Source organism: Deinococcus malanensis (assembly GCF_014647655.1).
Lineage (GTDB): Bacteria > Deinococcota > Deinococci > Deinococcales > Deinococcaceae > Deinococcus > Deinococcus malanensis.
This window is the reverse complement of the sequence record NZ_BMPP01000009.1, coordinates 57,973-74,907: the sequence shown is the minus strand read 5'-3', so window position 1 is coordinate 74,907 and position 16,935 is coordinate 57,973. Positions and strand designations below refer to the sequence as shown.

Annotated in this window: 17 protein-coding genes; 5 read left to right on the top strand and 12 right to left on the bottom strand. The window is 67.2% G+C overall.

Annotated features, from left to right (window positions below; genetic code table 11):
* Positions 1-4: 4 nt before the first annotated feature.
* The 3 genes from IEY49_RS11765 (at position 5) to IEY49_RS11755 (ending at position 2,242) form a co-directional block, all read left to right on the top strand.
* Positions 5-1,015 carry a FecCD family ABC transporter permease gene (locus IEY49_RS11765; protein ID WP_189008697.1) on the top strand — a complete coding sequence of 337 codons (1,011 nt, stop codon included), beginning with the start codon at positions 5-7 and terminating at the stop codon, positions 1,013-1,015.
* Complete coding sequence (locus IEY49_RS11760; protein ID WP_189008694.1) at positions 1,008-1,796, top strand: ABC transporter ATP-binding protein; 789 nt, start codon at positions 1,008-1,010, stop codon at positions 1,794-1,796. The genes IEY49_RS11765 and IEY49_RS11760 overlap by 8 nt, the downstream gene beginning before the upstream one ends.
* Positions 1,797-1,879: 83 nt before the next feature.
* Positions 1,880-2,242, top strand: coding sequence for a (2Fe-2S) ferredoxin domain-containing protein (locus IEY49_RS11755; protein ID WP_189008691.1), 363 nt, complete (start codon positions 1,880-1,882; stop codon positions 2,240-2,242).
* Positions 2,243-2,258: 16 nt separating this feature from the next.
* Here the strand turns inward: IEY49_RS11755 and IEY49_RS11750 are convergent, their stop codons facing one another.
* A complete protein-coding gene (locus tag IEY49_RS11750) occupies positions 2,259-3,992 on the bottom strand; it encodes an HRDC domain-containing protein (protein WP_189008688.1) in 1,734 nt (577 codons plus the stop codon).
* Between the two features lie 72 nt (positions 3,993-4,064).
* Between IEY49_RS11750 and IEY49_RS11745 the strand changes: the two genes are divergently transcribed.
* On the top strand, positions 4,065-5,072 hold the full coding sequence (locus IEY49_RS11745; RefSeq protein WP_189008685.1) for a hypothetical protein: 1,008 nt from the start codon (positions 4,065-4,067) through the stop codon (positions 5,070-5,072).
* 113 nt (positions 5,073-5,185) lie between these two features.
* Positions 5,186-6,397 (top strand): vWA domain-containing protein, encoded by a 1,212-nt coding sequence (locus IEY49_RS11740; protein ID WP_189008683.1) that lies wholly within the window; start codon positions 5,186-5,188, stop codon positions 6,395-6,397.
* Positions 6,398-6,455: 58 nt separating this feature from the next.
* On the opposite strand, the gene IEY49_RS11735 is transcribed toward IEY49_RS11740, so the two are convergent.
* The 11 genes from IEY49_RS11735 to IEY49_RS11685 all read right to left on the bottom strand — a co-directional run bounded on the left by IEY49_RS11735 (position 6,456) and on the right by IEY49_RS11685 (position 16,885).
* Positions 6,456-6,911, bottom strand: coding sequence for a DinB family protein (locus tag IEY49_RS11735; RefSeq protein ID WP_189008680.1), 456 nt, complete (start codon positions 6,909-6,911; stop codon positions 6,456-6,458).
* A gap of 30 nt (positions 6,912-6,941) precedes the next feature.
* Entirely contained in the window at positions 6,942-7,337 is a 396-nt protein-coding gene (gene mscL, locus IEY49_RS11730; RefSeq protein ID WP_189008677.1) for a large conductance mechanosensitive channel protein MscL, read from the bottom strand.
* A gap of 90 nt (positions 7,338-7,427) precedes the next feature.
* Positions 7,428-8,903, bottom strand: a complete 1,476-nt coding sequence (locus tag IEY49_RS11725) for a DUF512 domain-containing protein (protein WP_189008675.1) — start codon at positions 8,901-8,903, stop codon at positions 7,428-7,430.
* Between the two features lie 156 nt (positions 8,904-9,059).
* The gene (gene ribH / locus IEY49_RS11720) at positions 9,060-9,530 is read right to left on the bottom strand and encodes a 6,7-dimethyl-8-ribityllumazine synthase (protein WP_189008672.1); all 471 of its coding nucleotides are present in this window, start codon (positions 9,528-9,530) and stop codon (positions 9,060-9,062) included.
* Positions 9,531-9,623: 93 nt separating this feature from the next.
* Positions 9,624-10,844 (bottom strand): bifunctional 3,4-dihydroxy-2-butanone-4-phosphate synthase/GTP cyclohydrolase II, encoded by a 1,221-nt coding sequence (locus tag IEY49_RS11715; RefSeq protein ID WP_189008669.1) that lies wholly within the window; start codon positions 10,842-10,844, stop codon positions 9,624-9,626.
* Complete coding sequence (locus IEY49_RS11710; protein ID WP_189008666.1) at positions 10,841-11,500, bottom strand: riboflavin synthase; 660 nt, start codon at positions 11,498-11,500, stop codon at positions 10,841-10,843. Before IEY49_RS11710 ends, IEY49_RS11715 begins: the two co-directional genes overlap by 4 nt.
* On the bottom strand, positions 11,500-12,606 hold the full coding sequence (gene ribD, locus IEY49_RS11705; protein WP_189008663.1) for a bifunctional diaminohydroxyphosphoribosylaminopyrimidine deaminase/5-amino-6-(5-phosphoribosylamino)uracil reductase RibD: 1,107 nt from the start codon (positions 12,604-12,606) through the stop codon (positions 11,500-11,502). The genes IEY49_RS11710 and ribD overlap by 1 nt, the downstream gene beginning before the upstream one ends.
* 385 nt (positions 12,607-12,991) lie before the next feature.
* Entirely contained in the window at positions 12,992-13,714 is a 723-nt protein-coding gene (locus tag IEY49_RS11700; protein WP_189008660.1) for an SIR2 family NAD-dependent protein deacylase, read from the bottom strand.
* Between the two features lie 25 nt (positions 13,715-13,739).
* Entirely contained in the window at positions 13,740-14,255 is a 516-nt protein-coding gene (locus IEY49_RS11695; RefSeq protein WP_189008657.1) for an RNA 2'-phosphotransferase, read from the bottom strand.
* 24 nt (positions 14,256-14,279) lie between these two features.
* Positions 14,280-16,109, bottom strand: a complete 1,830-nt coding sequence (locus IEY49_RS11690; protein ID WP_189008654.1) for a S9 family peptidase — start codon at positions 16,107-16,109, stop codon at positions 14,280-14,282.
* A 137-nt stretch (positions 16,110-16,246) separates the two neighbouring features.
* Positions 16,247-16,885, bottom strand: coding sequence for a DNA-3-methyladenine glycosylase family protein (locus IEY49_RS11685; protein ID WP_229780760.1), 639 nt, complete (start codon positions 16,883-16,885; stop codon positions 16,247-16,249).
* Between the last annotated feature and the right edge of the window lie 50 nt (positions 16,886-16,935).

The following is a 16,935-nucleotide window of genomic DNA, read 5'->3' as shown; positions in this document are numbered from 1 at the left end:
GCCGGTGAGGGCCGCGGCAATTCAGTCCTCGTCGCGGCTGCGCCTGCTGCCGCGCACCCTGGCGCTGGTGGTGGCGCTGCTGCTGGCGGTGGTGCTCGGCACTGCACTGGGCAGCGTCTCTATTCCTCCGGTGGAGGTGCTGGGCGCGCTGTGGCGTGGGCTGAGTGGGCAGGAGTTGCAGGGCAACGACGTGATCGTGTGGCAGATCCGCCTGCCGCGGGTGGTCATGGCCGTGGTAGTGGGCGCCGCGCTTTCGGTGTGCGGGGGGGCGTTCCAGGGCGTGTTCCGCAACCCGCTGGCCGACCCTTATCTGCTGGGGGTGGCCAGCGGCTCTGCCCTGGGCGCCACCATTGCCATCGTGGCGGGCTGGCCGCGCACGACCATTCCGCTGGTGGCCCTGGCCCTGGCTCTGCTGGCGGTCAGTGTCACGCTGACTCTGGCGCGCGAGGGCCGGCGCTTTCCCCCTACCCGGCTGATTCTGGCCGGCGTGGTGGTGGGCAGCGTGCTGAGCGCCACCACCACCTTCCTGATCCTGCGCGGCGAGGACCGTGCCCGGCAGGTGCTGGCCTACACCCTGGGGGACCTGGGCTTCAGCGGCTGGCGCGACGTGGCGACCGTGCTGCCCTACGCTGCGGTGGGCTGCGGCGTGCTGCTGCTGCTGTCCAGAGCGCTGGACACCCTGCAGCTTGGTGACCTGACGGCCCGCAGCCTGGGCGTGCCGGTCGAGCGGCTGCGTCTGCTGGTGGTGGTCGCGGCCAGCGTGGCCACCGCCGGAGCGGTGGCGTATGTCGGGATCATCGGCTTCGTGGGCCTGATCGTGCCGCACGTGGTCCGGCTGGCCTGGGGCGCGGGGCACCGTGTCCTGCTGCCGGTCTCGGCCCTGATGGGCGCGGTGCTGCTGGTGCTGGCCGATCTGCTGGCCCGCACCAGCATCCTGTCGCAGGTCGGCATCGTGACCACGCTGCTGGGCGGGCCGTTTTTCCTGTACCTGCTGCGCCGGGGCCAGCATGACTAGCAGCCACCTGCTGCAGGCAGTGAACCTGCATGTGCGCGCCGGCAGCTTCCCGGCGGTGCGGGGGGTCAGCGCAGACTTCAAGCCTGGGCAATTCACGGCTGTCATCGGGCCTAATGGTGCGGGCAAAAGTACCCTGCTGCGGGCCCTGCTAGGCCTCAGCACTCCCGATTCCGGAGAGGTGCGGCTGGATGGCCAGCCGCTGCGTCACTGGACCCGTGCCGAGCGGTCAGCGGCCCTGGCCTATCTGGCGCAGGGGGAGGCCATTCCTGAAAGCGCCCGCGTGCGTGATGTGGTGGCCCTGGGGCGCGGAACCGGCAGCTGGAAATGGGGCCTGGTTCCCACCCGCCCCTGGACGGAGAAGGACGAGGAGGCCGTACTGGGTGCTCTGAACCGCACCGACACCCGCCGCTTTGAGCACCGCAAGGTGTCCGAGCTCTCCGGTGGGGAACGCCAGCGGGTCAGTCTGGCGCGTGCGCTGGCGGCCCATCCCCGGTATCTGCTGCTCGATGAACCCACCAACCACCTGGACCTGGCTTATGCCCTGGACGTGATCCGCTATGTTCGCTGTGAAGTCGCGGGCGGACTGGGGGTCGTCGCGGTGCTGCACGATCTGAACCTCGCTGCCCGCGCCGACCGGCTGGTGCTGCTGCATCTGGGACAGGTGCTGGCTGCCGGCCGGCCCGACGAGGTGCTGACCCCAGAGCACCTGCAAGTGGTGTATGGCGTGCGCGTCACCGTGACCCGCTCTGCCGGCCGTCTGGTCGTTATTCCTGAAGACTGAGACTCACAGAAGCTGGACTGCTCATCTCTGGGACTCTCCAGGCAAGCCCACTCATATCCCCGATCTTCCGAGGAGTTTTCTGTATGCCCCCGAAGTACTATCCCACCCGTGGTCACCTGCTGGTCTGTCAGGGAAATAGCTGTCAGGCAAGAGGATCTTCGCTGCTGTATCAGGCACTGTGGAAACACCTGGAGCGCGAGGCCCTGTCGTACTACAAGCAGGGCGGCAGTGTACGCCTGACTACCAGCGGCTGCCTGGGCGCGTGCAGCTACGGCCCGACCCTGTGCGTGTATCGCCAGCGCCCTGAAGGGCTGGAGGAAGGCTGGTACGCCGCCATGGAATTTCCGCTGGCCAGCCGGATTGCTCAGGCGGTCCACGAGGACGCGCCGCTCCCGGTTGAACACCGGTACGGCCCGGCACTGATCGCCGGGCCTGAAGCAGACTGATCCCGGTCCTGGCGCCTCAGCCGCGCACGACTTCCAGAATCTTGTCGCCGTACTTGCGCAGCCGCTCCGGGCCCATGCCCTTGACGGCCCTGAGGTCCGCCTCAGTGTAGGGAATACGCCGGGCGATCTCGGCCAGGGTGGCGTTGCTGGCAATGATGAAGCGGCTGATCTCCTGACGTTTGGCCTCAGCATTGCGCCATTCACGCAGCCGCGCGTAGACGGCGGCCTGTTCGTCGGTCAGGTCGGCGCTGGGATCTTCCTTGCCCTTGGGCAGGTCCGGAGCCAGCAGGGTGGCGGGTGAGGCTGGTTCAGCAATGTCGGCCTCAACTGCGGTGGCCTCAACCGTAGCTGCCGGGCCGGTGGTCCCTGAAGCGTCACCGTCATCCGTGCCGCTGTCCGCAGTGCCTGGCGCCGGTTCCTGGGGCGCGGTGTCGTTCTGGTCGCCGGACATTTCGTCGGCGGCGGCCAGATGCTCCGGCTGGTGCAGCACGTCCGGCAGCACCGGCAGGTTGGGGGCGTCGGGTCCCGAGCTCACCGGAGTCGGCAGTGTCACCTGCGGGTGCGGAGGCTGACCACTGAACACGATTTCAGGCTCCCAGGTTTCCTCGGCTGCCGGGAACGTCACGGCCGGCTGGACAGGAGCCGTGTCGGCTGCGGCCTGCGGGGCTTCGAAGGTGAAGCGCTCGGGCTCGGCAGGCCTGTCGGGCCCCGCCTGGGACGGCTGGTCCCCGCGTGAGAAGCGGCCAGGGCGGTCTCCACCACGCCGGAATGCGTCGCGTCGTCCTCCATCACGACCCCCGTCGCGGCGGCCCTCAAAGCGGTGGTCGCGGCGGTCCTCGCGGCGGCCTTCGTCCCGGCGCGTCACATCACGCCGCTGGTCATCCCGGCGCCCGTCGTCCCGGCGGCCCTCCTCGGCACGGGCGACTTCCGGGTGGGCCGGCTCACGCTGTTCGGGCTGGCGGAATTCTGCCGCCCCGTGCAGCAGGGCCAGGGCAACCTCAGCTTCCTGAAGTCCGGGAGTGAGCAGCACACCGCCCGGAACGCTGCGGGCGGCTGCCAGCACACCCCCCAGAGCCTGCGGGGTGTCGGAGGCGGCGTCGGGTGCCAGCAGCAGAGCGGTGGGACCGGCTCCCTGTACCGCGCCGCCCAGGCGCTCGGAGAGGGTCGCGGTGGTGCGCGCCGCGCGGGCCAGCCGCAGCGGCAGGGTGGCCACGTCTCGCAGGACCAGCGCCACACTCAGGTCGCTGGGCGGGGCGCCGACTGCCTCGGGGGCGCGGCCCGTGCCGAACAGCACGGCCAGTGGGGCGTCCGCGTGGCCGCTGAGCGTGACACTGTCGCGGTACACCACCAGATCGGCTCCGGCTGTAAACCAGCTGCTTCCGGGCGCCAGGGTCGCGTCGACCACGACCCTGACACCCGCCCGGCGGGCACGCTCCAGGGTCTCGGCGTCTGGTTCGAGCAGCCACACTGCGCGGGCGCCGCGCCACTCGGCGTCCAGGCCCGCCACAGCCAGTCCGGCCCCAGCCAGCGCTTCACGGTTCGCGCGCACCCGGGAATCCACCCGCAGGGTTCCGCCACCCAGAAGGCTGGCCAGCTGCCGCGACAGGGCCTCTTCACCGGAGAGCAGCAGGCCCCAGTCCGCACCTTCCAGGGCCGCGAGAGCCCCGGTCAGGCGCGCGTGCGGGTCACCCCGCTCGGCGTGCAGGAGCACCAGGCGTGCGTCGGGTCGGGTCGAGCGGGAATCGGTCATCCTCCTATTTTGCCGCATGAGGCCCCTGGCTGGTCCGGGAACCGCGCGCCGGCCCCTGGCGTATACCCCGGTATGCGAACAATTGCCCTGACGGCCCTTCTTCTTTCCGCCCCTGCCGTTGCTCAGGGAAATGCGCCGGCCACGGTACCGGTCAGTACGGTGCCGGCCAGTACGCCGGCCGCCATGGGCACCGGGCTCCGGATCACCGCGCCGGTCGGTACGACGGTGGAGTTGCAGATCACGACCGAGTCCCGCATGAGCATGGGGAAAGTGGAGGTCACGGCCGTGCCGGGGCGGCAGGTACCGGCAGCAAAACTGCAGGCCATGCAGCAGGAGATGAGCCGCGGCATGGGCCAGACAAATGTGCCAGCCATAGCCGGCAAGCTGTTCGTAAGGGTGGCGGCCCGGGCCGCGGACGGCTCGGTCACTCTGCTGACCAGCATGATCCAGAGCATTCCCGGCGAAAAGGCTCCACTGACCCTGCGCATGACGCAGCAGGTCGCGCCCAGCGGCATCGTCACCAGCCTGAGCATGGACTCGGACCACCCCATGATGAAGGCCATGCTGGCTGGATTCACCTCCGAAAAGCTCAGGCAGTTCGCCAGCCAGAGTGGAGCGGACCACACCGGAATTTACGGCCGGCCGCTGGTCAAGGGCGCCGTGCATACGCAGACGGCGACCGTGGACCTACAGGAGATCATGAGCGCGGTTCTGCAGGGTATCGCCGGCCAGGACCCCGAGGTGGCCGCTGCACTGCGTGACATCAAGACCAGTCCCCTGAAAACGACGACGACGACCACCTACGCGGGGGTCAATGCGCAGGGCCTGCACACCTTCACGGTCTCGGGCCGGTCCGACGGCTACCGGATGAGCCTGGGCGGGAAGGGTGGGATGCCAGCCATGACCATGGAACTGGTCAATGTTCAGACCTCGGGCAGCAGCGCCTACCGCCCGGACGGACTGCCGGGCCCCATGACCCAGCAGTCCAGCATGCAGATGGTCATGACCATGCAGATGGACGACGTGATCTTGAAAATGCCCATGACGATGACGCAGACCGTCACTGCCCGCCCACGCTGACCGGGCGGAGGGGCAACTGTTCTCCTGATCCACAGGAACCAGCAGCACAGCCCCGGCATTACAAACGCCCCTCGCCTTTCACGCCATGCTGAGGAGCACGGAGGTTGCAGCTTATGGCGCGGATTACGCGGTACAGCAAGTTCGAGGGGGAACTGGATCAGCTCGAAAGCAGTGAGCTGATGCAGATGATTCAGGAAGCGCTGCTGGGGCAGGGCATGAACGACCCCTACGACCCCGACCCCAACGCGCGCCCCAGCATGGATGATCTGTTCGACGCGATTCTGGAGGCGCTGGCCGAGCGCAACATGATCCCCGAAGACCAGCTGCTTGAGGCCATGCAGTCGGATGACGTGCGTGAGACCCAGCTGGGCCAGCAGATTCAGCGCCTGATGGACAGGTTGCAGCAGGACGGGTTTATCCGCAAGGAATTTGACGACGCTGACGGTCAGGGGGGTGCTGGTGAGGGCGGCGAGGCCACTTTCCAGCTGACCGACAAGAGCATCGACTTCCTGGGGTACAAGAGCCTGCGCGACCTGATGGGCGGCCTGGGCCGCAGCAGTGCTGGTGCCCACGACACCCGTGAGTACGCCTCGGGCGTCGAGATGAGCGGAGAGCTCAAAAGCTACGAGTTCGGGGACACCATGAACCTGGACACCACCGCCACGCTGGGCAACGTGATTTCCAAGGGTTTCGATCAGCTGGAGGAATCGGACCTGGTGATCCGGCAGGCCGAGTACAACTCCTCGGCAGCGACCGTGGTCATGCTGGATTGCTCGCACTCCATGATCCTGTACGGCGAGGACCGCTTCACCCCGGCCAAGCAGGTGGCCCTGGCCCTGGCGCACCTGATTCGCACGCAGTACCCTGGCGACACCCTGAAATTCGTGCTGTTTCACGACAGTGCCGAGGAAGTGCCGGTGGGTAAGCTGGCACAGGCGCAGATCGGCCCGTACCACACCAATACGGCCGGTGGCCTGAGGCTGGCGCAGCAGCTCCTGAAGCGCGAGAACAAGGACATGAAGCAGATCGTGATGATCACCGACGGCAAACCCTCGGCCCTCACGCTGCCGGATGGGCGCATCTACAAGAACGCCTATGGCCTGGACCCCTACGTGCTTGGTGCCACCCTGCGCGAGGTCGCCAACTGCCGTCGCAGCGGAATTCAGGTCAACACCTTCATGCTGGCGCGCGACCCGGAACTGGTGGGTTTCGTGCGCCGTGTCTCGGAGATGACCCGTGGCAAGGCCTACTTCACCACGCCGCAGAACATCGGCCAGTACGTGCTGATGGACTTTGTGACCAACAAGACCAAGATGGTGAACTAGCGGCAGCAGGGAAGGGGAGGCGCACTGGTGCGCCTCCCCTTCTTTATGCCTGCCCTGCTCAGCCCATCTTGACGTACATCGGCGGCTTGATGCCGATCATGCGGGCCATCATCCAGACCTGTCCCTTGTGGTGGGCCTCGTGACTGACCATGGCGTCAAGCAACGCTGCTGCCGGCATCTCGCGGCCCCCGAAGGCGACCACACGGCGTCCCAGATCGTCTGGGCTCATAGCGCGGATGGCGCTGGCGACCTGCTCGCCGGTGGTTTCCAGACGGCCCCGGGCCTCCTGCAGTGTGGCGCTGCCCGCCACAGCACCCGGCGTTTCGCCGGCAACCATGGACAGCAGGCGCTGACAGCTGCCCGACAGGTGGTCAGCCAGACCGATAAAGGTCATGCCGCCCTCCCAGGCGCTGAAGGTGCCCTGATCCTCGGGCAACTGGGCGTACAGGTCCATCAGGGCGCCGCGGTGCATCAGGAAGTTGCGGGCGTAGATCTCGGCAGGATTCATGGTCATGCTGTCAGCATAGTCCTCTGGCCGGCTGATTTATGGAGGAGAGACCGGTCGCCTGCGCAGTTCGTCGCGGATTTCGGCCAGCAGTTTCTCCTCGTTGCTGGGCTCAGTGGCAGCTGGCTTCTCTTCCTGTTTGAAGCGTTCCATCAGGCGGTTGACGGGTGTGATCACAAAAAAGTAGATCACGGCGCCGGTGATCATAAAATTCACCAGGGCCGTGAGAAAGAGACCGTATTTAAAGACGCTGCCGTTGATGACGAAGCTGAGCCTGTCAAAGTTCGGAATCCCGCCGAAGATGCCGATGACCGGCATAATGACGCCGTCTGTAAAGGACTTGACCACGCCGTTGAAGGCCGCGCCGATAATGACGCCCACCGCGAGGTCAATCAGGTTGCCGCGCATCAGGAATTTCTGAAACCCACTCAGCATGTCCCGGAGTGTTCCACCCCAGGAAACACGGTGCAACCGTTGGCCGCGCCGTGCTCTGACAGGAACTTCGAGAACCGCTGCGGCCTGGGCTCAGGCCTGCCCGCGCTGCTCCTTGACGGCGTGGGCACTCATGCCCCACTGGTGCCCGCTGGTGTCCACGCCCTGCAGGATCACTCGGCCCAGTTCGCCCAGCGTGGCGCCGCCGGCGCGCACGTCCATCCGGAATTCATTTCGCAACTCGGTCAGGCTGGTGTCGTCCAGCATCAGCTCGGTGCCGTAACGCAGGGTGGTCGGCGGCACGATCAGCAGGTCCGCCTCTCCGGGTTTGACTGCGTGGCGAAAGCAGCGGCCAGTCAGCAGGCCGGCCACAGTCGTGACCTTGCCGAAGGTCCTGTTTTCCACAGCGCGGACCTCCAGCGTCAGGCCCTCAATGGCGCGCAGGGGTTCCACGGCGCGGTCCAGGGACTCGGCAAACAGCAGCCCCGTGCTCAGGATCACCTTGCGCGGTTGGGGCAGGGAAGCGGGGAGCTCCGGCAGGCCCTCGGTCAGGAAGTCGCGGATCATGCCCACGCCGTTTTCCAGCATGGGAAAGCCCTCGTACTCTTCCTCGGTCGGCAGCGGTTCACCGGCCAGCAGGTACAGCTCGTCACTGGGAAACACGAAGCGGGTGCCGCGTTCGGCCAGAAACTGCCGGCGCCAGACGTTGAGGCGCCTGAGGGTGTCCTGCGCTTCCTCGCGGGTGAAGGTACGCACGTCCGGCAGGTTGGTGCGGTGCCCGGTCAGGCCGATGGGTACCACCGCCGCCGAGATCACGTTGGGGCGGCTCGAGAGGTACTCGACCGTGTCATCCAGATGCTCGCGGTCGTTGCGCCCCGGCACCAGCACGATCTGGGTGTACAGGTCGATGCTCTCCAGGCGCTCGATCATGCCGCGGATCTGCACGGCCTGAGGGTCTTTGACCTTCAGTTTCCACCACTTCATCATGTCCTGGCGCAGGTCCTGATTGGCGGTGTGCACCGACACGTACAGCGGGGAGAGGTTCTCGTCCAGAATCCGGTTGATGTCCCCCTCGGTCAGGTTGGTCAGGGTGACGAAGGAGCCGTACAGGAATGACAGACGGTAGTCGTCGTCCATGATGTACAGGCTCTTGCGAAAGCCCCGCGGCATCTGGTGCACGTAGCAGAAGTCGCACTTGTTGGCACACTTCTTGATGCCGTCGAACAGCACTTCCTCGAACTCCAGCCCGGGGTCTTCCCACTCCACCGTGAAGGTAAAGGTGTCGTCCAGACTGGGCGGCGCGCTGAGCAGCAGGCGGTGGTGGTCCTGCGCGGTGCCGGGCACGCCGGTCATCACGCGGGGGGCCTCGTGGGGCCGGGCGATCTCCAGGGTAGCCTGTCCCTGGGTCAGCAGATGACGGTAGGCCAGCACGTCCGTCACGGCCTGACCGTTAACGCGCAGCAGCACGTCCCCCGGACGCACACCCGCCCGCTCGGCCGGGCTGCCGGTTTCCACGGCCTTGATCGGCGCAGGATAGGTCTGGTCGTGTAGTGCTTCGGCTGCCGTCATGTCATCTCACCCCTTTTCGGGACGACTCTGCAGGCCCCGAACAAACGTAACACTCTACCGGGCAGCGTCACGCCAGGATGTGACGTGTGTCGCGGTTGCGCGGCTGGCAGCAAAAGGGACCACGAGCAGGTGTCGTGGCCCGGGGCAGCTGAAATTTCAGGACGAGGGAATCTGGCGCAGCAGGTTGACGGTCTCGATCATGGCCAGGGTCGCTTCAGCTCCTTTGTTGCCGGCCTTAATCCCTGCCCGGTTCAGGGCCTGCTCGACCGTGTCGGTGGTCAGCACGCCAAAGGCGACCGGCACACCGGTGTGCAGCGAGGTGTTCAGGATGCCGTTGGCCGCGCCGCCCGCCACGAAATCGTAGTGGTCGGTGTCGCCCTTGATCACAGCCCCCAGGCAGATGATGGCGTCATAGCGGCCCGACTCGGCCAGTTTGCGGGCGATCAGCGGAACCTCGTAGGCGCCGGGGGAAAGATAGTGGTCCAGGTTCTCGCTTCGGCCACCATGCTGCACAAAGGCGAGCTCGGCGCCTTCGACCAGCCGGTCCACGATCAGGTGGTTCCAGCGGGTCGAGATGATGGCGAATTTCAGGTCGGTGGCCAGCAGATGGGCTTCGATTCGGTTCATGGGAAACTCCGGGATGGGGAAGCAGGTGCTTTCGGGAAACTCAGGCAGCGGTCAGCCGGGGACCGTGGAGCTGTCACGGTCCCCGGCTGCTGCTTAGTCGCCGCTGCCGTCGGTGCCGATGTGCCCGAGACGGGTGGCCTTGGTGCTGAGATAGGCGTCGTTGTGGACGTTGCGGCCCGCATGCAGTGGTACGCGCTCGATGACCTCCAGCCCAAAGCCTCCCAGAGAGTGCAGCTTGCGCGGATTGTTGGTCAGCACGCGCAGGCGCCGCGCACCCAGGAGGTGCAGCATCTGCGCGCCGATCCCGAAGTCCCGGGCGTCGGCGGGGAACCCCAGCTGCAGGTTGGCGTCCACCGTGTCGGCTCCGCCGTCCTGCAGGTGGTAGGCGCGGATCTTGTTGAGCAGGCCGATGCCACGTCCCTCCTGACGCAGGTAGACCAGCACCCCACGGCCTTCCTCGGCGATGGCCTGCATGGCTGCGTCACGCTGGGGGCCGCAGTCGCAGCGCAGCGAGTGAAAGCCGTCGCCGGTCAGGCACTCGCTGTGTACCCGCACCAGCAGAGGCTCCGGCGTGACCTCTCCCATCACCAGAGCAACGTGCTCGGCACCACTCAGGGAGTCCTGGAAGCCCAGGATGCGGAACTGGCCATATTCGGTAGGCAAATCTGCCTCGGCCACCAGCTGCATAAAGGGATCGTGCTCCATGCGGTAGGCGATCAGCGCCTCGATGCTGCCCACCTTCAGGCTGTGTTTCTCGGCAAACTCCAGTAGTTCGGGTAGGCGGCTCATCTCGCCGGAGTCGTTCATGATCTCGCAGATCACGCCAGCCGGGGCGTACCCGGCCAGCCGCGCCAGATCACAGCCGGCCTCGGTGTGACCGGCCCGGCGCAGCACCCCACCCGGACGCGCCACCAGCGGAAAGATATGCCCGGGGCGGCGGAACTCTTCGGGGCGGGCGTCCGGGTTGACCAGCGCGGCAATGGTCGCGGCGCGGTCAAAGGCGCTGATGCCGGTGGAGTTGGTCACGTGATCCACACTGACCGTGAAGGCCGTGCCGTTGGGGTCGCTGCCCTGACCGAAGCTGCCGGCACCGACCATGGGAGCCAGGTTCAGGGCCGTGGCCCGCTCGGGTGGGAGGGTCACGCAGATCAGCCCGCGGCCCTCGCGCGCCATGAAGTTGACCCATTCGGGCGTGGCGGCCTCGGCCGGCATCAGCAGGTCGCCTTCGTTCTCGCGGCTCTCGTCGTCCACCACGACCACCGGGCGTCCGGCGCGCAATTCAGCCAGCAGTTCAGGAATGGAAGCCAGGGTCATGCGCCCACCTCCGCCGTGCCCTGCGCGTCCGGCTTCCAGTCGCGCATGCGCAACAGCCGTTCCAGGTATTTGGCCATCTGGTCGGCCTCCAGGTTCACCTTCGTGCCCACCTTCCAGGTGTGCAGGGAAGTCACAGCCAGCGTGTGCGGCACCAGCCACAGGGTGAACTCGTCGGCGCGCAGGTCGGCGCGGCTGCCGGCCGGACCGCCCACGTCCACCACCGTCAGGCTCACGCCGTCCACCGTCACGCTGCCCTTGGGCACCAGGAAACGGGCCAGCTCAGCCGGGGCCTGCACCGTCATGGTGTAGGCCCCGGGCTGGGCGTCGATCTGCAGAATTTCTCCCACGCCGTCCACATGGCCGCTGACCACGTGACCACCAAAGCGCGCGCCGGCCGTCATGGCGCGCTCCAGGTTCACCACGTCCCCCTCCTGCCAGTGGGGGGCGGTTTTGGCCAGGGTCTCGTGGCTCAGGTCCACGGTAAAGCCGGTCCCGTCCCACTCTGTGACGGTCAAGCAGGTTCCGTTCACTGCGATGCTCTCGCCCAGGGCCACGTCGTTCCACATCTGTGCGGGCGCTACGGTAACGGTCAGATTGCCTTCCTGTTCGGTGGCGCGCGTCACGCGGCCCACCTGCTCGATTATTCCGGTAAACATCAGTTGGCTCCTCCCGCGTTCAGGCGGGGAATGTCGTTCAGCAGGCCCCGGACCAGGAGATCCGCGCCCAGAGGTTCGAAGGTGACGTCGCGCAGGACCTGAGCCTCACGCATGGGCCGCAGCGGCCCTGTCAGCGGATTCAGACCAGCGCCCAGCAGCTTGGGAGCCACAAAGGCGCGTACTTCGTCCACCAGCCCGGCGTTCAGCAGGCTGCCGGCCAGGGTGGGGCCGCCCTCGACGAACAGCGTTGAGAAATTCAGGCGGCCCAGTTCGGTCAGGGCCTCACGGGGTTGCGCGGCATAGATCACCTGGGCTCCGGCCGCCTCATGCGTGCTCAGGTCCATCCCGGGCGCCGTGACGACCACGGTACCGGGACGGATCACTCGCGCGCTGGCCGACGTGCGGCCCTGACCGTCGAAGACCACCGGGCGCGGGTCGCGGCCACCCTCCACGCCGCGGGTGGTCAGCAGCGGGTCGTCGGTCGTGACCGTTCCGCTGCCGACCGCAATTCCGTCTACCTCGTTGCGCCACGCCATGACCCGGGCACGCGAGGCCAGGCCGGTGACCAGACCGTTGGCCTCACTCCGGCCGCTGGTGTCCAGCGCGGCCACCTTGCCGTCCAGGGTCATGGCGTATTTGTAGATCACCCAGGGGCGCCCCCGCATCACCAGGCTGCGGAAGCCCGCCTGCTGGTGCACGGCCTGTTCTTCAGCCACGCCCACGGTCACGTCGATTCCCGCCGCACGCAGGCGCGAGGCCCCCTGACCCCCCACGCGGGGGTTGGGGTCCAGGGCCGCGATGACCACCCGGGCCACGCCAGCGGCGATCAGCGCGTCTACGCAGGGGGGCGTCCGGCCAAAATGGCTGCACGGTTCCAGGGTCACGTAGGCAGTTGCGCCGCGTGCCTGCTCGCCCGCCTCCCGCAGCGCAAAGACCTCTGCGTGCGGCTCGCCCGCCCTGGGGTGAAAGCCGCGGCCCATCACCTGCCCGCCCTGCACGATCACGCACCCTACCGGGGGGTTGGGCGTGGTACGGCCCACGCCGCGTGCGGCCTCACTGAGGGCCAGTCTCATGTATTCCGCGTCAGGCGGATGCTCTGTATACATACTTCGACGTCGCCCGCCGGGGTGGCAGGCAGAACGTGTCCTCCTTCTCTCATCCGGACTGAGCTGATCAGCAAACGCCTGGGTGGCCGGAGGCGCAGGGACGGCCCTTCGCCTGTCTTGCCGTATTCCACGCGTCTCTGGTCGCAGCGTCACCGTCGGCCCCGGAATCTCACCGGGTCGGGCCCACGCGTGGTGCGGTTTGCGCGGGCTTCGCGGGCTGAGGTGAGTGTGGACATGGGTTTAGGCATGTTCCAAAGGCACCATCACCGCCGGTGGGGAATCTCACCCCGCCCCGAAGGAAGCTGGCCCCCCGCGTCACGGCGGGCCGCAAGCAGATTAGTGCATCTGAAGCCAGGCAACGGCGGACTTGTTCAGGTTCCGGGGACTATTCCAGCAGAGCCGCCAGCCCACGGGAGGCCACGTCGCGTACGCTGAACGACAGAAGCGACGTCAGTTCAGTGATCTCCGGATTGACCTCGATGACCACGCCGCCGCTGCGCAGGGTCTCGAAAGCCAGGCCGGCGGCCGGATACACCACGCCGCTGGTGCCCACGACCAGCGCCACCTCGGCACTGGCAAAAGCCTCTGCTGCCGTTTCCAGGGCATCTTCAGGCAGGAACTCACCGAACCACACAATGTTGGGACGCATGCGGTGACCGTTGGGAGACACAGGGGGCGTTTCCAGCGTGTCCGGGTCGGGCAGCGCAAATACCTCTCCGGTGACCTCATCCCGGGCACTGAGCAGGTTGCCGTGCAGTTCCACCAGCCGACGGCTGCCGGCGCGGGCGTGCAGGCCGTCCACATTCTGGGTGGCCAGCAGAAACCCTTCCCCTTTGAGCTCTTCAAGCTGGGCCAGCAGGCGGTGAGCACCGTTGGGCTCGGCCCGCAGCACGTCGCGGTAGCGTCCGGCGTACCACTCCCAGACGGTGTCTGGATCCTGCCGGTAGGCGTCCGGGCTGGCCAGGTCCTCGGGGCGAAAGCGCGCCCAGTGGCCGGTCTGGGCATCGCGGAAGGTGGGAATACCGCTCTCGGCACTCACGCCGGCTCCGGTCAGCACGGCGACACGCCGGGCGGCGCGCAGGGCGGATCGGGCGGCTTCAAGGTTCATGGCGCCAGGGTAACAGTCTGGCCCATCAGGGAAAGGTGAGGAATTCCGGTGGGACGGCCTCTGTCAGCCAGACGCCATTGTCGCTCCGGTAAAAGCTGTGTCCGGCGTCGTGCATGGTTCCCGACTGCACTGTCAGGATTACCGGGGTACCGCGCCGGGCGCCGACCTGCCGGGCCGTTTCCGGGTCGCGCGACAGGTGCACGTGATGGCGCTGCATAGGCCGCAGTCCCTCCCGGCGGATGGCGTCCAGTGCGGCGGGATGGGTGCCGTGGTACAGCCTCGCCGGCGGCACCGCCAGCGGCAGGCGCAGGTCCACCTCGACGCTGTGGCCCTGGTTGGCGCGGATGCGCTCGCCATCCAGCGTGAAGCGCTGCTTGTTGTTGGTCGCCACCACCCGCTCAACCTGCTCCCGGGTGACCTTCAGGTGCGCCAGCACCGGCGCAAGTGGCGCCCAGCCTCCCGGTTCCAGGGTCAATCCGGCCTTCTGCGGGGCGTGGCGCAGCAGGTACGACAGCCGGCGCGAGAGCTGCTCGTCGTTCATGGCGTGTCCTGAGGGGACGGCCGTTTACAGCCGCCGCGCAAAATAGTCCGCCATCAGCCGGTAGCTGCGGGTCTTGCCGGCAATGTCACCCGCGCCGTGCCCCTCGTCGTCAAACTCCACGTACTCGAAGTCCTGCCCCTCCTGCCGGCCCTGGGCCAGCAGCGCGTCGCGGAAGCCGCGCGCCTGGTTGATCGGGCACCGCGGGTCGTTGGTGCCGTGCATCATGAACATGTGGGCCTTGAGCTGGGCTGCGTGGGTCACGGCGCTGCGGTCACGCCACAGCTCGGCGTTCTCCTCGGGGTCACCCATCATGGTGCGGAAGTAGTAGCCCAGCTGAGGCATCACCCGGCTGTTGTCCTCGTGCAACTGGCGCAGGTCGCTGATGCCCACGATGGGAACGCTGACCTTGAAGAGGTCCGGTTTCTTCACCGCCGCGAGGTAGCTCATGTAGCCACCGAAGCTGCCCCCGAAAATGCCCAGCCGCGCCGGGTCCACCTCAGGTAAGGTCCCCAGGTACTCGGCCCCCGCCGCCACGTCCTCCAGATCACGCCCGCCCCAGTCGCGCAGGTTGGCGTCGCGCCACGCCACGCCGTACCCGGTGCTGCCGCGAATGTTGGGCGAGAGCACCACGTAGCCCCTGTCGGCCAGGAACTGCGCCTGGGCGTCGAAGCCCCGGAAGAACTGCGCGGTCGGTCCGCCGTGCACGTGAACCAGCGCCGGGAGTTTCTGCCCGGGTGCAGCGTCATGCGGCCGGTACAGGATGGCCGGAACCTCCAGGCCGTCGGTGGTGGGGTAGCGGACGTACTCGCCAGCCACGAAGTCGGCCGGGTCGAGCTCACCGTAATCGGCCGGAATCAGCACGTCGTAGCGATCGTGCTCCAGGTCATAAAGCAGCACCTCCGAACGGGTCGTGGTGGTCGTGAACTGCAGCAGCAGCTTCGTGCCGCCCAGCGCGAAGTCTGTGCCGGCGGCAACGCCCGCGGGCAGCTTCAGCGTGCGCTCGTGTCCGGTCCGGGTGTCGTACAGCACCGGCGTCAGGGTGCTGTCTACGTTGCGCAGGGCACTCAGCCAGCGGCCGTCCGGCGAGAAGCGGCCGGGCATTTCCTCGATCCGGTCATTCTCGGAAGTCAGCCACTGGACCTCTCCGGTGTCCACGGTCAGCAGGCCCACGCGCCCGCTGCCGCTCGCGTCGCTGCTGACTGCCACGCGCTGGCCGTCGGGATGCCAGTGGCCCACACTGTCACGGCTGCCCTCCCGCACGCGGAAGATGCGGCGCAGGCCGCTGCCGTCGGCGTTCAGCACATAGCCGTCGGTGTTGCGCAGGTCAGGGCTCTCGTTGGTGGTCAGGGTCAGGCGCGTGCCGTCGGGACTGAACGCCGACGCCATGGTGGTGTTCGGTTGCTGCGTCAGTGCCGTCCAGGCCGAGTCTTCAGGTGCCGCCGGGTCATAGACATGCACGTTCATCATGCCGCCGCGTGTGCTGTTCACCAGCAGGCGCCCGTCCGGATGGACATCCACTGCGTAGTCCATGCTCTGGGGATCGTGCTGCAGTGCCCGCACTTGTCCGGAGGCTACGTCCAGCTCAAAGAGGGCCTGACGCTCATTGCCGTTCTCGTCGCGGCTGAAGTACAGGTGGGTGTCGTCGTGCCCCCACACGAAGCCCGACCGCACCGCTTTGGGCGCTTCGCCATTGGTCAGCTGACGACTCTCGCCGCTGCGCAGGTCCTGGACATACAGCTCAAACCGCCCAGTCCAGTCGGCGTAGAAAGCGACGTGGTTCCCGGCGTGCGACACCTGGAGGGCCGTCACGGTGGGCAGGGCGGCCAGCGCTTCGAGCGGAATACGTTCTGTCATGCCGCAGTCTAGGAGAAGGGCGGTGGGGCGCGCCTCATGGAAATGGCGGATACGTCAGGACCGTCCAGGGGGCTACCTGAATCCGCCGCCCCTTTCAGTTGAACGGCATCTGCAGGCGCTGTAGGGCCAGATCTGTCCTACGCTGGGGCGCCGCCACCTTTCTTGCTGCGCGCCCCCTCAGCCCAGATGTAGCGCGCGGCCAGAGTGCGGTACGGCGCCCACCGGGCCAGCACCTCCGCGGCCGGCTGGTCAGGGTGGCGCCTTTCCAGATGCTGGCGCAGGGCAAGGTCCCCCATGCTGAACACGTTGGGCCGCGCCAGCGCGAACATCAGGAACATCTCCACCGTCCAGCGCCCGATGCCGGGCAGCGGCACCAGCTCGCGGATAATTTCCTCGTCCGGCAGACTGCTCAGATGACCAAAGTCCACCTCTCCGCTGTGGGCTGCCTGTGCTATGGCCTGAATGGTCCGCACCTTGGCCCAGGACAGGCCCACGGCGCGCAGGTCATCCCCGGTGGTTGCCAGAATACTGGGTGCGCTGAGGTCACCAAGCTGCTCCACAAGCCTGGTATAGATCCGGTCGGCGGCCTTCACGCTCAGCTGCTGGCCGGTCACGTTGCGCACTAGCGTTCCGAAAGGGTCGGGGGTAGGGGAGAACACCGGCAGGTCACCGTTCAGGGCGATCAACTCCGCCATGACCGGCTCGTTGGACAGATGGGCCAGGGCGTCGGCGTGATGGGTCAGCGGAACATCCGGCAGGGTCGGTTCAGACAGCATGATGCCATTCAAGCGCATGGCGGGGCCGGGATGCCTGGGGAAAGGAGCGT